The sequence below is a fragment of the Azospirillum agricola genome (genome assembly GCF_017876095.1).
GTDB lineage: Bacteria > Pseudomonadota > Alphaproteobacteria > Azospirillales > Azospirillaceae > Azospirillum > Azospirillum agricola.
Map to the genome: position 1 here is coordinate 217975 of NZ_JAGINM010000001.1, position 14336 is coordinate 232310.

The window sequence follows — 14336 nt, forward strand, 5'->3', positions numbered from 1 at the left end:
GGCGAAGTGGCCTAGATTTTCCCTGTGTTCGCGGAGGCGGATGAAGGGCGCGGGCCGTGGCTGGCGACGTCTCGTCCATAGGATCGTCCATCGGGACGTACCGCGCGCCGTTCGCGGCCACGCCGGGCCGCGACGGCGGCGGGAGAACCGCGTCCGACGACGGCGGGGCGGAGGGCACGGCTCCGCGCGGCTCCCAGGCCGCCGCGTCGGTCGTCACTCTGTCGGCCGAAGCCCAGCAGCAGGTCCAGAAGCTCAAGCAGACCGACGCCAATGTCCGCCAGCACGAGGCGGCGCATCAGGCGGCGGGGGGCGGGCATGCCGGGGCGGCGTCCTTCACCCACGCGCGCGGGCCGGACGGCAAGAGCTACGCCGTCGCCGGCGAGGTGCCGATCGACATCAGCGCCGAAGCCGAGCCGTCGGCGACCGTTGCCAAGATGGAGCAGGTCAAGGCGGCGGCGCTGGCTCCCAGCGATCCGTCGCCGCAGGATCTGCGGGTCGCCGCCCAGGCCGACGCGCAGAAGCTGAAGGCGCAGTCGGAGCTGCGGAGCGCGGGCGGCGAAGCGGGCGGGAACGGCATGGCCGCATCCGGAGCGTCCCCCGCGCTGGCCGCGCGCGGGACGGCCGCCTACGGGGCGGTGCAGGCGCTGGGGGCCTCGTCCCGCCAAGCCGCCGGACTGGTGGTGTGAGCCCGCCCAGCCCGACCGGCGACCCGGCGGATCACCGTCTGGCGGATCGTCAGCGGCGCGGCGTCGTCTCGCCGTCGAGCGTCAGCAGGGCGCCGTACAGCTCCGGCCGGCGGTCGCGGAAGACGCCCCAGGAGGCCCGCTGCGCGGCGATGCGGTCGAGGTCGAAGGTCGCGGTCAGCACGCCGCGGCTCTCGCGGTCGGCCTGGGCGACGATCTCCCCCTGCGGGCCGGCGATGAAGGACGATCCGTAGAAGGTGATGCCGCAGCTTTCCCCCTCCTCGCGGCCGATCCGGTTGGAGGCGACCAGCGGCATCAGGTTGGCGCCGGCGTGGCCCTGCATCACGCGGGTCCAGTGGCCCTGGCTGTCGATGCCGGAATCCTGCGGCTCCGACCCGATGGCGGTGGGGTAGAGCAGGATCTCCGCCCCCTTCAGTGCCATGATGCGGGCGGTTTCCGGAAACCACTGGTCCCAGCAGATGGCGCAGCCGACCGTGGCGTAGCGGGTCCTGAACACCGGAATCCCGGTGTCGCCGGGGCTGAAATAGAATTTCTCCTGATAGCCGGGGCCGTCGGGAATGTGCGACTTGCGGTAGACGCCCAGCACCGCCCCGTCGGCGTCGACCATGGCGACCGAGTTGTAATACGCGTTGCGCGCCTTCTCGAAGAAGCTGACGGGAATCACCACCGACAGCTCGGCCGCCAGCGCGCTCATCCGCGCGATGACCGGGTGGCCCTCGGCGGGGGCGGCCAGTTCGAACAGGCTCTGCTTCTGGTCCTTGCAGAAATAGGGGGTCTCGAAGAGTTCCTGCGGCAGGATGATCTGGGCGCCGCGTCCCGCCGCCTCGCGGATCAGGGACTCGACTCCGGCGATGTTGGCGGCGCGGTCCCAGCCGCAGGCCAGCTGCGTGGCCGCGACGGTGACGGTGCGGGACGGGGGCGTGGTGTTCATGGCGGATCCTGGTTCCTGTCGGGTCGTCGGTGGGGGCGGTTGCGGAAGCCCGGCGGACGCTGTGTGTGCCCGGAGCGGCGTCCGGCGCAAGCGTTCCAGGCCGGTGGCGTGCGTATTAGCAAATTCTTCATATTTGACGCTTCTTCTGCCGCTCCGGCGCGAAGTAAAAAGCGTGATGCTGGCAATTCAATCCAGGGACTCATACTCGGATATGAGGCTTCCTGTCCTGTGCGTCAGAAAATATTTGGTTCGGCTCAATTGGGAGAAGGATTCCCGGCGATGGAATTGTTTCGTTTGCGTGCGAATCCGTCGCGCTGTCCAGGCATATCATTGCATGCCGGCGCGGAAGGCTCGCGTATTTGATTGGCGCTTTGACGGCGGCAGGCTATGATTGGCAGGATCCGCATTGTCCACTCATTTACTGGTGGCGATGGGGAACGTGGTGTCCCCGGACGTCTGAAGGACGGGCGGAGCGACGCGATGCGCGCGAACGACGGGCAGAGAGATTGTCGGGATGGTGGCGTGTTTCAAGGGGTGGGAGCCGGTGACGGTCAACGAGGCTGAGGACGCGGTGCAGGCGTCCGACGGCGTCCTGTCCTTCGTGGTGCGCGACGTGAACCGTGCCTTCGCCCGCGCGTTGCAGGCGCGCATCACCCGGTCGGGCGTCAGCATGGGGCAGTGGTTCTTCCTGCGCGCCCTGTGGGACGAGGACGGGCTGACCCAGCGCGAGCTGAGCCATCGCGTCGGCATGATGGAGCCGACGACGGTCACCGCCGTCAACGTGATGGTGGCCCAGGGGCTGGTGCAGCGGGTGCGCAACGCCCACGACCGGCGCAAGATGAACATCTTCCTGACCGAGAAGGGGCGGGCGCTGCGCGACGCGATGATGCCCAGCGCGTCGGACATCGCGGCCCTGGCCGTGGCCGGCATCGCGCCGGAGGAGGTCGCCCACGCCATCGACGTGCTGCGCCGGGTCGGCGCCAATCTGAACGCCGCGACGCTCGGCAGCCGTGAGGGCGACGACCGGGAGGGAGTTGCGCGTGAGGGGATCGGCCGGGACGACGCCCTGGAGGCGTGAGACGGCGTGAGACGGCGTGAGACGGCCCGGACCGGACGGAAAGGGGCCGGCCGCCGTGCTCAGTCGTCGTCCGGATCGGGTGGCGGCGGCAGGCTGGCGCCGGCCAGGTTGGCGCCGGTGAAGCGGGCGTCGCGAATGTTGGCGTCGCTCAGGATGGCGCCGGTCAGGTTGGCGTTGGAGAAGTCGCAGTCCGCCAGGGTGGCGCCACGCAGGTTGGTGCGCACGCAGGACGCTCCGGTCAGCCGGCTGCCGGTCAGGTTCGCGGCCCACAGCCGTCCGGTCGGCCGTCCGTCCGGCCCCTTGATGTCGACCCAGCCGATGCCGGCCCCGTCCAGCCGCGCGCCCTCCAGGTTGGCGCCGCGCAGGTTGGCGCCGTCGAGGATCGCCCCGGTGAAGTCGGCGCCGGACAGGTCGGCCTCCGAGATGTCGCACATGATCAGCAGCGACTCGCGCATCTTGGCGCCGTTGAGGTTGGCGCGCTTCAGGTTGGCGCCCGACAGGTTCACGCCCGACAGATCGATGTGGCTCATGTCGGCCCCGGCGAGGTCGGCGCGCGCGCCCATGCTGCCGTTGGTGTTGATCCAGGTGTAGTGGTTGTGCAGCGCCTGCTGGATCTGCACCGAGAAATTCTCCGCCGAGCGGGCGAGGTTGGCGCCGGTCGTGTCGGCCCCGGTGAGGTCGGCCCCCTCCAGCTTGGCGCCCTGGAGGTCGGCGTTGCGCAGGTTCGCCCCGGCCAGCAGGGCGCCGGTCAGGTTGGCGTCGCGCAGGACGGCGCCCTGGAGGTTCACGCCCGACAGGTTGCTGCCGCGCAGGTCGGCGCGGGCGAGGTTGCAGCTCTTCATGCTGGCGCGCATCAGCGTGGCGCCGGTCAGCAGCGCGCCCTCGCAGTCGGCGCCGTTCATCGACACGTCGGTCAGGTCGGCGCCCGACAGGTTGGCGTTGCTCAGCGAGGCGTCGTCGAAATCGCTGCCCGAGAGGTCGGAGCGCACGAAATCGAGTCCCTTGCCGCCGCCGTTCGGCGAACCGCCGCCATAGAGCAGGGCGCCGCCGCGCAGGTCGGCCTCCTTCAGGATGGCGCGCTTCATCTTGGCGCCGCGCATCCGGGCGCCGCGCAGGTCGGCGCGGTACAGGTTGCAGCCCGACAGGTCGGCCTTGGTCAGATGGGCGGCGAACAGGTCGGCGTTGCTGAGGTTGGCGTTGGTCAGGTCGCAATGGGACAGGTTGGCGCCCGACAGCTTGCCCTGCGTCAGATCCACGCCGGACAGGTTGGCCCCTTCCATGTTCGCCATGGTCAGGTTGGCGCGCGCGCCGCCCGACTTGTTCTTCAGCCAGCGCTCGTGCTTCTCCAGCACGGCGACCAACTCGTGAGGCGTCATCGACCGGGTCCGGTGTCTGTGGCGTCCGGCCCGCGAAACCGGGGGCCGCGGGGCGAAGGCATGCTGTGTTCCATCGATAGACCAGTGTCCCAGAATAATCTATGCCAAAGGTTAAGACGGACGGGCGGCCGCACCGCGCTTGGCACGCGGGCGGCGCCGTATTATCTGCACGGGCACGCGAAGCGTTCTTCAGCAAGGGGATGGGGCATGGCCGGGGGACACACGGTTGCGGCGTTCGACGCCGAGTTGACGGCGCTGCATTCCGCCATCGACCGCATGGCGGCGCTGGTCGAGACACAGTTCGCGCTGGCGCTGGAGGCGCTCGCCGAGGCCGACGCGGCTAAGGCCGCCGCCGTGGTCGAGGGCGACGCCGCCATCGACCGGCTGGAGCTGGAGGTCGAGGCGATGACCATCCGCCTGCTGGCCCTGCGCCAGCCGATGGCCAAGGATCTGCGCGACATCGTCGCCGCGCTGAAGATCGCCTCCAACCTGGAGCGGATGGGCGATTTCGCCGGTTCGGTCGCCAAGCGGGCGGTGACGCTGGCCGGGCTTCCCGCCGTGCCGCCGGTGGGGTCGCTGACCTGGATGGGGCGGACGGTGCTGGAGATGATCGGCGACATGCGCCGCGCCTACGCCGGGCAGGACGCGAATCTGGCCACCGCCGTCCGCAACCGCGACGGCGAGGTCGACGCCGCCTACACCAGCCTGTTCCGGGAATTCCTGACCTACATGATGGAAACCCCGGCGCAGATCACCGGCTGCACGCATCTGCTGTTCGCCGCCAAATCCATCGAGCGGATCGGCGACCACGCCACCAACGTGGCGGAGAACATCTGCTTCCTGGTGCAGGGCCGCCTGCCGTCCGATGAGCGGCCCAAGGAGGATCTCAGCAGCTTCGCCGTTGCGTCTGCGCCGAAGCCGGAGGCGTGAGGGAACGCCCCTCCTTCAAGGAAGCCCCCTCGTCAAAACCCTTCTCCCTCGGGGAGAAGGGTTTTGCGCTTCTTCGGGACATTGTCCTGGAAGACGCGCCGGGCGGCGTCAGGAGGCCCGGCGCAGCCGCTCCAGCATTCCCTTGGTGGCGAAACCGTCGGGAACGACGCCGATGGAGGTCTGGAAGCGGCGCAGCGCGTTGCGGGTGTTGGCGCCGATGATGCCGTCGGGGGTTCCCGGCTCCATCCCCAGCGAGGCGAGCCGCTCCTGCAACTCCGTCCGTTCGTCCTTGCTCAGCGCCGTCTCCTGCCGGGGCCAGCTTCCCAGCACGCCCGCGCGTCCGGCCATGCGGTCGGACAGCAGCGCCACCGCCAGCGCGTAGCTGGTCGACGGGTTGTAGCGCATGATCGCGCGGAAGTTGTCGCGCGCCAGGAAGGCCGGCCCCTGATGGCCGGCCAGCACGATGATCGACGCCGGGCCCTCGCCGGCCAGCTCGCCGCCGCCGGCCGGAAGCACGCCCATCCGGCGCCATTCCGACACCGGCTTGACGACGCTCAGCTCCGCCTGGTCGTAGGGGAAGCCGTCGGGAAGCCGCACCTCCTCCCCCCAGCGCTCGCCGCTGCGCCAGCCGTTGGCCAGCACGAACTTGGCGGTCGAGGCCAGCACGTCGGGCAGGCTGCCCCAGATGTCGCGGTGGCCGTCGCCGTCCTCGTCCACCGCGTGTTTCAGGAAGATGGTCGGCATGAACTGCGTCTGCCCCATCGCCCCGGCCCAGGAGCCGGACATGCGCTCCGGCGCGATGTCGCCCGAATCGAGGATGCGCAGCGCCGCCAGCAACTCGGTGCGGAAATAGGCCGCCCGCCGGCCCTCGTAGGCCAGCGTGGTCAGCGCGTCGACGACCGAGAAGCCGCCGGTGGAATTGCCGAAATCCGTCTCCACGCCCCAGAAGGCGACGAGGATCTCCGCCGGCACGCCGGACCGCTGACTGATGCGATTCAGCAACGCCGCGTTCTCCTGCATCTTCTGGCGGCCGGCCTGGACGCGCTTTTCGTTCACGGCGCTGTCCAGATACTGCCACACTTGGCGGGTGAACTCGGGCTGGCTGGAATCCAGCTCCACCACGCGGTCGGACAGCTTCACCCGCTGGAAGGCGCGGTCGAAGGTCTGGGCGCGGATGCCCTGGGCGAGCGCCTCGGCGCGCAGCGCGCGCAGCCAGTCGGGGAAGCTCTGGCTGGGCTGGGCCGCCGGGCGGGGAGCGGGGGCGGGAGCCGCGGCCGCGGCCGGCGACGCGCCGCCGGCCGGCACGGGGGCGCTGGCGCCGGTGCTCTGGCAGCCGGCCAGCAGGAGCGTGACGAGAAGGAGGCGGGCCGAATGGCGGGGCAGGGTGCGGGGCAGGGTTCGCATGCGCTCGATCATGGTCGCTGGGAATGCCGGAGGCTGACCCTAGGATGCCCGGCCGCTCCGCTCAACCGCGAAATCCGTGGCGGGGGCGGCGAACGGCGCTGTCACCGGCGCGGGGCAGCTGGAACGAAGCTTGAACAGCCGCGTCCATGGACCATATCCCTGTCATCCCGCAACGCGCCGCCGACCGCGCGGCCGAAGTCCCGGCACTGGCGGTGCCCATCCATCCGGCGGGCATCCGGACCGAGCCGTTCGCATCCTCCGCCATGGCTGGAACTTCGCCGTGTCCGACCGCGTTGAGTGAGCAGGGGCCGCAGTCCCGGCAGACCAGTTCCAACAGACCGGTTCCGACAGACCCGTCCCGGCGGATCGCACGCCACCGATCGCATGAAGGTGCCGACGCCATGAAAATCGTGATTTTCGGCCTCACCACCGGTACCGGGCACGACGCCGCCCACAGCCTGCGCTGGCGCGCGCTGGTGCAGGCGCTGGCGATTCGCGGGCATCGCGTGATCGCCGTCGAGCGGGCCGGTCCCGGCGGCGCGGCCGCGCCCTGGACCATTCCGGGTGGCGAATGGCTGACCTACGACGACTGGGACGCCATCGCCCCCGAGGCGGCGCGGCAGGCCGACGATTCCGGGGTGGCGCTCGCCGTCGCCCATGGGCCGGACGCGCTGGCGGCGGCCGGGCTGGTGCGGGAGTCCCGGAGCGCCCGCCGGGTCCTCTACGACCCCGACGCGCCGGCCTCGCTTGCCGCGCTGGAGGCAGGGGAGGGGCCGGCGCATCTGCCGGCCGGCGGGTTGGGCGGTTTCGATCTGGTGCTGACGTCGAGCGGCGGCCCGGCCCTGGACGCCTACCGCGAGAAGACGGGGGCCGACGGCGTGACGCCGCTCTACCCGTGGATCGTGCCGGAGGCGCACAAGCACGGCCATCACCGCCGCGCCTACCACGGCGACCTGTGCTGCGTCGCGCCCGACGCGCGGGCGATGCGCGAGGGGCTCGACCGCTTCTTCATCGAGCCGGCGCAGCGGCTGGCCCGCCGCCGCTTCGTGCTGGCCGGCGGCCACCTGCCCGACGTGGCGGCGCTGTCCGGCAACATCGCGGCGCTGCCGGACTTCGACCTGTCGCACACCGGCGATCTGCTGGCCTCGGCGACCCTGACGCTGGCCCTGGCGCGCGACGACGAGCGTCGTGTCGGCTGGTGCCCGACCGACCGGCTGCTGGAGGCGGCGGCGCGCGGGGCAGCCATCGTGTCGGACCGTTGGGACGGGGTGGAAACCTTCTTCGAACCGGGCCGGGAAATCCTGGTCGCCGCGCAGACCGACGACGTCACCACGGCGATGATGCTGCCGCGCAACCATCTGGCCGATCTGGGGCAACGGGCGCGCAAACGGGCGCTGGCCGAGCACAGCGCCGAGCGCCGGGTGCAGGAGCTGCGCGGCATCCTGGATCTGAAGGGGGGCGGCGACGACTGACGGTCGCCGTTCCGTGGTGGCCGGTCCCGTGCTTTGGACGTGCGGACGAGAGGGAGGGCGGCTATCGTCGGCGCCTTGGCCCGTTCCGGGCTGCGTTTTGCGAGAAAGTTGCACGCCCATGCCGACCGTGACCATCCGACCGGCCGTCGAGTCCGATTGCGCCGTCATCCTGCGCTTCGTCCGCGAGCTTGCCGAATTCGAGCGCGAAGCCCATTCGGTCAAGGCGTCGGAAGAGGATTTCCGCCGCGACGGCTGGGGCGAACATCCGGTGTTCGAGGCGCTGATCGCCGAGCTGGACGGCGTGCCGGCCGGCTTCGCGCTGACCTTCCTCACCTATTCGACCTGGGAAGGGCGGCCCGGCCTGTTCGTCGAGGATCTCTACGTGACGCCGGAGGCGCGCACCCACGGGGTCGGTCGGAAACTGTTGTCCGCCGTCGCCCGACGGGCGGTGGAGCGTGGCTATCGGCGCGTCGATCTGAATGTGCTGGACTGGAATCCGGCGCGCGGCTTCTACGACCGTGTCGGCTTCCGCCAGATGAAGGAATGGCTGCCCTACCGGCTGACCGGCGACGGCCTGACGGCGCTGGCCGAGGAGAATCCCTGAGGGGAACTCCGGATCGCGGCGTGTTGATTCCGGGCGGCGGAGGGACGGGAGCGGCGCGGCAGGACGGCGCCGTTCCCTTCCGAACGCATGGCTTTCGCGAACGCGGGGCCGTGGGTGGATCGCGTGGGTGGATCGCTGGTCAGGCCGCGCGGTTGAAGGTGGCGGCGCCCAGGATCTCCACATAGCCGGCGCGCTCGTCGCGCAGGCTGGTCAGCAGGTCGGCCAGGCTGTCGCGCACGAAGGCGTCATCCTGCGCGCCGATCCGGTCCTGGGTCAGGCGGATGAATTCATCCAGGAGCGTCAGATGGGTCAGGGAAGAGGCGGTGATCTTCTCGGACTTCGTGGTGACGATCATGTAAATCTCCCTTCGCCTGTGCGTTCGTGATGACGCCATTGAGCCACGCCGCCGGTTAATGACTCGCTAACGGAGCTATGAGGCAGGTCGTATCTTGAGAGGTACTTCTAGGACTCGTAGATAGTCTCTATGACTTCTCCTTAGAGGTACCTCGTTTCGTGGGTTTGCGGTCGATGTTGGCTCGCGATGCGTGATTTTGCGTCATTGCGGCGTGCTTGTCTTCCGCCGCTCTGAAGAACAACACCGGCATCATCGCACGGGTTGCGCGCCGACGGCGGGGGATTTGGTGGCAGCGGCGATCGAAAGTTGCGCCTTCCGCGCAATTCTGGTCAACACTCTTGGCGAAGCGCGACCGAACCTTAACGGCGGCGGCGGCGCAATCCGGCCCAATAGTCCAGACGCTTTCGGATATCGCGCTCGAAACCGCGTTCGACGGGGCGGTAAAACTCGTGGCGCCCCACCGATTCCGGGAAATAGTCGAGGCCGGAGAAGCCTTCCGGCGTGTCGTGGTCGTAGACGTAGCCCTGCTTGTAGCCGAGGTCGGCCATCATCCTGGTCGGCGCGTTCACCGCGTGCATGGGCGGCATGACGCTGCCGGTCGCCTTCGCCAGCCGGCGCGCCTCGCCCAGCGCCACCTCCACCGCGTTCGACTTCGGCGCGGTCGCCAGATACAGGCAGGCCTGGGCCAGCGCCCGCTCGCCCTCCGCCGCCCCCAGCCGTTCGTAGGCGTCCCAGGCGGCGGTGGCCTGGAGGATGGCGTTGGGGTCCGCCAGCCCGACATCCTCGTTGGCGACGCAGACCATGCGCCGCGCAATGGTGCGCGGATCCTCGCCGGCGTCGAGCATGCGGCACATCCAATAGAGCGCCGCGTTGGCGTCCGACGCGCGCAGGCTCTTGTGGAAGGCCGACAGCAGATTGTAGTGGCCGTCGCCCGACTTGTCGTAGGACGGCATGCGCCGTTGCAGGATCCGCCCGAGCGCCGCGTTGTCGAGCGGCCCGGCGTCGGCCGAGGCGCCGCCCACCGCATAGATCTGCTCGGCCATGTTCAGCACGAAGCGCCCGTCGCCATCGGCCATCGCCAGCAGCGCCGCGCGCGCGTCGGGCCGAAGGGGCAGGGGGCGGCCGACATGCTCCTCCGCACGGGCCAGCAGGCTGTCGAGCGCCGCCGCGTCGAGCCGGCGCAGCACGAAGACCTGCACGCGCGACAGGATGGCGGCGTTCAGTTCGAAGGAGGGGTTTTCGGTGGTGGCGCCCACCAGCGTGATGGTGCCGTCCTCCAGATACGGGAGGAAGCTGTCCTGGACGTTGCGGTTGAAGTGGTGGATCTCGTCGCAGAACAGCAGCGTTCCCTGGCCGCCGTCGCGGCGCTGGCGCGCCGTCTCGAACAGCTTGCGCAGGTCGGCGACGCCGGTCTGCAAGGCGGAGATCGATTCGAATCGCAGGTCGGTGGCCTGTGCCAGCAGGCGGGCGATGGTGGTCTTGCCGCAGCCGGGCGGCCCCCACAGAACCATCGAGGACAGGGCCCGGGCCGCGACCATCCGGCCGATCGGGCCGTCGGGTCCGAGAAGATGGTCCTGCCCGGCGACGTCGGACAATCGGGCGGGGCGCAGGCGGTCGGCCAGCGGCCGCGGGGCCTGGGCGGCGAGCAGGCTCGGCGTGGACATCACAAGCTCCGGAACATCGGGCGGCGGATCGCCCCCTTGCCGGCTCCTTCGTTGCTGGCCCGGTCCCGTGGCGGGACGGTGGCGGTCAGGCCGCCATGCCGTCCATCGGCGCCGTGGCGATCAGGCGGTAATGGTCGGTGTCGACCAGCACCGAGCAGCTCAACGTCTTGGACACGCCCTCGTCCTCGGTGCTGACGATGCGGGCGTGCGGGATTCCGAGCAGATTGACGGTCCCCATCACCCGCCACGCGCGGCCCTTGCCTGCGCCGACCGGCTGAAAGACCTGCCCGATCTGGACATGCTTCTTGCTCATGCTGGAACCCCTTTGGGGCCGGCCCGCATCCGCGCCGCCGGATGGTCCGGCGCCACGGAGCGCACCAGCCTGTTGCGCCTCCGATAACCCTGACAGTTAAGCGCAGCAACGAGTCGCGATCAACCATTAAGTATTTTCTGCAAATACCGCTCAGCATCCGGATTTGGGCAACGCCTCGATCGTGTCGAGGATCGCGTTGACCGTGAAGTCGCCGTAGTCGATCTGCATGGATTCGGCGATGCCGTTCTGCAACAGCCGCAGGCTCATTTCATACTCGGGCTGGGCGGAGTCGCTGTGGGTGGGGAAGAAGGCCATGCGGACCGGCCACGCCTTGATGTCGCGCAGCAGCGCGTTCTTGCCGCTCTCCTTGGGTGCGCCGGCCTGGCCGATGACCGTCGACACCTCGGTCGCTCCTTCCGCGTCGGCGCCGTCGAAGACGGTGCGGCTGAAGAAATGCTCGCCGCGCAGCGCATGGTCGAGAATCGCCAGCGTGTGGGCGGTGGGGAACATGGTGGCGGCCGGCAGGGGCATCTCCTGCGGTTCCGGCTTGGTGAACTGGGCGCTGCCGGCGCCCTCGCCGGCGCCCAGGTTGGCCTCGCCGCGCACGTCGTCGTCGACCTCGCCGTTGATCAGCTTGCGGACGTTGAAGCGGTAGCGCCGCCCGTCCTTCGCCTCCCAGGTCGTGTAGTTGGTGTTCATCGCCATCTCGTCGCCCTCGCTGTAGGCGAAGCGGAGCTGGAAGCGCTGCTCCGTCGTCCAGCCGTCGCAGGCGTCGGCCCATTCGAACATCATGCGGCCGCGCACGTCGCTGACCTTGGAGCTGTTGCGGGCCGACAGCAGGGACATCCTGTAGATGGCGCGGTGCGGCTGGATGTCGGCCGCCACCGCGGAAACCGCGGCGGCGCCGGGCTGGGGAGCCGCGACCGGCGCGGCCTGGGCCGCCGCCGGCAGGCTGGCGAGGAGCGCCAGGGCGCCCAGGGTCACGCTGAAGGCCGCGCCCACGGTCATGCCCATGGTCGTATGACGGGCGGAGGGGGTGGCGGTGTGGCGGTCGGACAAGGCGGGATCCACAGGTGATTGTCGGCGCTGGTTGGATTATGGGTGTTTTCGAGGCGGACCGGAAGAGCCGCCACCCGCAATTCCTACCATCCGAAGGGAAATCCCGGAATGACCAGCCCCGCCCAACGTCCCGTTGACACCGCCCGCCCGGTTGTGCTGCTGACCCGCCGCCTGCCGGACGCGGTCGAGGCGCGGGCGTCGCGCGACTATGCGGCGATCCTCAACCCGGCCGACGAGACGCTGAGCGGTGCCGCCATCGCCGAGCGCGCCGCCGGTGCCGGGGCCGACGCCGTGCTGTGCTGCGCCGGCGACCGGCTGGACGCCGCCGCCATCGCCGCGCTGCCCGCCGGGGTGAGGGTGCTGGCGACCTTCTCGGTCGGCACCGACCACATCGACCTGGAGGCCGCCAGGGCGCGCGGCCTGACCGTCACCAACACGCCGGACGTGCTGACCGACGCCACCGCCGACATCGCCCTGCTGCTGATCCTCGGCGCCGCCCGCCGCGCCTCGGAAGGCGAGCGGATGATCCGTGCCGACGCCTGGACCGGCTGGACGCCGACCCAGCTCATGGGCACCCACCTCGGCGGCAAGCGGCTGGGCATTATCGGCATGGGCCGGATCGGGCAGGCGGTGGCCCAGCGGGCGCGCGCCTTCGGCATGACCATCCACTACAGCAACCGCAAGCGCCTGCCCGCCGAGCTGGAGCAGGGGGCCACCTACCACGCCGATCCCGACGCGATGCTGGCGGTCTGCGACGTGCTGTCCCTGCATTTCCCGGCGACGGCCGAGACCCGCCACTGGCTGAACGCCGAGCGGATCGCCCGGCTGCCGCGGGGCGCCATCCTGGTCAACACGGCGCGCGGCTCGGTGGTGGAGGACGAGGCGGTGATCGCCGCCCTGCGCTCCGGCCAGCTCGCCGCCGCCGGGCTGGACGTGTTCGAGAACGAGCCGAGGCTGCACCCCGGCTACCGCGACCTGCCCAACAGCTTCCTGCTGCCGCATCTGGGCAGCGCCACGGTGGAGACCCGCTGCGCCATGGGCTTCCGGGCGCTGGACAACATCGACGCGGTGCTGGCGGGCCGCGAGGCGCCCGACCGGGTGGTGTAAGGGCGTCGTCCGGGCGCTTCCCGGGGGATTCCCTTATCGGCAGGGATTACCCACCCCGGCAGAAGATGCCGGTGGCGGGGCCGGAGCGGCAAATATCGCCGGCCGGCGCAGGGCCGGGAGCGCCCGATTCCGTTCGGATCTTTCGTTCCGGCGAAACAGGATGTCCCTTCATGCGCCGGCCATGCGGGGACCAGACCCGCACCGGAGGGGCGGGGACATGGTAAATGCTTGGTTTCCTTGCCGTGACGAAAATCCCGCCGCTCACGCCGCTGTGACATTCCTGCATCGGTCAAGCTTCGACGCGGGGGTGGCACGCTTGTTGCTTTTGTGATCGGCGAAGTGTTTCGACCTTCATCGAGGAGCCGACTCATGAACGCCGTTGTCGCCGCATTGGATCTTCAGAGCCACGTTACCGATCGTTTCGACGGATCGGTGGCCTGGAACCCGGTCGCGCTGGCCTCGCGCGTCGGGATCCTGCGGGGAACCGAACGCCATGTCCTGGACGAGACCCTCGCCCTGCTGTCCGAGGCGAAGGACACCATCAGCCAGCTCCAGGAACGGATCGCCTTCCTGGAAAGCCAGGCGATGACCGACGAGCTGACCGGCCTGCTGAACCGGCGCGGCTTCTACAGCCATTTCCGCCGCGAGCTGGCCTCGGCCCGCCGGTCCGACGCGGCCGGTGGGGTGCTGGTGATGATCGACCTCGACGGTTTCAAGGCGATCAACGACACCCATGGCCATGTCGCCGGGGACAGCTATCTGCGGCAGGTCGCCCGGATGATCGCCGCCAGCGTCCGGCAGGAGGATGTGGTCGCCCGGCTCGGCGGCGACGAGTTCGCGGTGCTGCTGACCAACACCGACACCGCCAGCGGCCTGGCCCGCGCCCGGCAGCTCGCCGCCATCGCCGACGCGCACCACGCCGAATGGGGCGGCAGGACCCTGCCGGTCCGCTTCTCGGTCGGCACCCAGCCCTACGGCGCCGACGATCACGAGGACGAGGTGATGCGCCGTGCCGACACCATGATGTACGGCGCCAAGAGCGCCCGCCGGCGGGACGCCAAGCGCAGGGTCAAGGCCGCCGCCTGAACGGCGGGCCGGCGCCGTCCCGCCGGTTGACGGAGAGGCGAACGGCTCGCCCATGCTTGCGCGGGGCGGGCTTCGCGCGTGGCGGGAACGCCGCATGCCCGGCCCCGCGCTGTCGTGCCGGTTGCGCAACGGCCGCCGGGATAGGTGGGGATCCCGTTCCTCGGTAACGACAATTTAACCGTCGCGACCCATTTTAAAAAGGGGTATACCGGACTCGGGAACAGTCTTGGGTCCGTGCGTGCCGGGAGATCCG

14 protein-coding genes are annotated in these 14336 nt (G+C 70.1%); 7 read left to right on the forward strand and 7 right to left on the reverse strand.

What is annotated here, in order from left to right:
* The first annotated feature begins 56 nt into the window (after positions 1-56).
* Entirely contained in the window at positions 57-686 is a 630-nt protein-coding gene (locus tag J2847_RS01080; protein ID WP_209776378.1) for a putative metalloprotease CJM1_0395 family protein, read from the forward strand.
* 49 nt (positions 687-735) lie between these two features.
* Here J2847_RS01080 and aguB read toward each other — a convergent pair whose 3' ends face one another.
* Entirely contained in the window at positions 736-1635 is a 900-nt protein-coding gene (gene aguB / locus J2847_RS01085) for an N-carbamoylputrescine amidase (protein ID WP_209776380.1), read from the reverse strand.
* A 514-nt stretch (positions 1636-2149) separates the two neighbouring features.
* Between aguB and J2847_RS01090 the strand changes: the two genes are divergently transcribed.
* A complete protein-coding gene (locus tag J2847_RS01090; protein WP_085556262.1) occupies positions 2150-2713 on the forward strand; it encodes a MarR family winged helix-turn-helix transcriptional regulator in 564 nt (187 codons plus the stop codon).
* Positions 2714-2772: 59 nt separating this feature from the next.
* Here the strand turns inward: J2847_RS01090 and J2847_RS01095 are convergent, their stop codons facing one another.
* Positions 2773-4089 (reverse strand): pentapeptide repeat-containing protein, encoded by a 1317-nt coding sequence (locus tag J2847_RS01095; RefSeq protein ID WP_209776381.1) that lies wholly within the window; start codon positions 4087-4089, stop codon positions 2773-2775.
* A gap of 207 nt (positions 4090-4296) precedes the next feature.
* Between J2847_RS01095 and phoU the strand changes: the two genes are divergently transcribed.
* Positions 4297-5019 (forward strand): phosphate signaling complex protein PhoU, encoded by a 723-nt coding sequence (gene phoU / locus J2847_RS01100; protein ID WP_209776383.1) that lies wholly within the window; start codon positions 4297-4299, stop codon positions 5017-5019.
* Positions 5020-5127: 108 nt separating this feature from the next.
* Here phoU and J2847_RS01105 read toward each other — a convergent pair whose 3' ends face one another.
* Entirely contained in the window at positions 5128-6423 is a 1296-nt protein-coding gene (locus J2847_RS01105) for a lytic murein transglycosylase (RefSeq protein ID WP_209776385.1), read from the reverse strand.
* A gap of 401 nt (positions 6424-6824) precedes the next feature.
* Here J2847_RS01105 and J2847_RS01110 point away from each other — a divergent pair, with 401 nt between their 5' ends.
* Both J2847_RS01110 and J2847_RS01115 read left to right on the forward strand, forming a co-directional pair.
* Positions 6825-7895 (forward strand): glycosyltransferase family protein, encoded by a 1071-nt coding sequence (locus tag J2847_RS01110; RefSeq protein WP_209776387.1) that lies wholly within the window; start codon positions 6825-6827, stop codon positions 7893-7895.
* A 118-nt stretch (positions 7896-8013) separates the two neighbouring features.
* Positions 8014-8499: a GNAT family N-acetyltransferase gene (locus J2847_RS01115; RefSeq protein ID WP_209776389.1), complete on the forward strand. Its 486-nt coding sequence runs from the start codon at positions 8014-8016 to the stop codon at positions 8497-8499.
* Between the two features lie 139 nt (positions 8500-8638).
* Here the strand turns inward: J2847_RS01115 and J2847_RS01120 are convergent, their stop codons facing one another.
* From J2847_RS01120 to J2847_RS01135, 4 genes are all read right to left on the reverse strand, one after another.
* Positions 8639-8854, reverse strand: a complete 216-nt coding sequence (locus tag J2847_RS01120; RefSeq protein WP_085556267.1) for a hypothetical protein — start codon at positions 8852-8854, stop codon at positions 8639-8641.
* A gap of 359 nt (positions 8855-9213) precedes the next feature.
* Positions 9214-10518, reverse strand: a complete 1305-nt coding sequence (locus J2847_RS01125; RefSeq protein WP_209776391.1) for a replication-associated recombination protein A — start codon at positions 10516-10518, stop codon at positions 9214-9216.
* A gap of 85 nt (positions 10519-10603) precedes the next feature.
* Positions 10604-10831 carry a hypothetical protein gene (locus tag J2847_RS01130; protein ID WP_209776393.1) on the reverse strand — a complete coding sequence of 76 codons (228 nt, stop codon included), beginning with the start codon at positions 10829-10831 and terminating at the stop codon, positions 10604-10606.
* A gap of 150 nt (positions 10832-10981) precedes the next feature.
* Positions 10982-11890: a cell envelope integrity EipB family protein gene (locus J2847_RS01135; protein ID WP_233474207.1), complete on the reverse strand. Its 909-nt coding sequence runs from the start codon at positions 11888-11890 to the stop codon at positions 10982-10984.
* 108 nt (positions 11891-11998) lie between these two features.
* Between J2847_RS01135 and J2847_RS01140 the strand changes: the two genes are divergently transcribed.
* Both J2847_RS01140 and J2847_RS01145 read left to right on the forward strand, forming a co-directional pair.
* Positions 11999-12997 carry a 2-hydroxyacid dehydrogenase gene (locus J2847_RS01140; RefSeq protein ID WP_209776401.1) on the forward strand — a complete coding sequence of 333 codons (999 nt, stop codon included), beginning with the start codon at positions 11999-12001 and terminating at the stop codon, positions 12995-12997.
* A 369-nt stretch (positions 12998-13366) separates the two neighbouring features.
* The gene (locus tag J2847_RS01145) at positions 13367-14083 is read left to right on the forward strand and encodes a GGDEF domain-containing protein (RefSeq protein WP_209776402.1); all 717 of its coding nucleotides are present in this window, start codon (positions 13367-13369) and stop codon (positions 14081-14083) included.
* Positions 14084-14336: the final 253 nt, after the last annotated feature.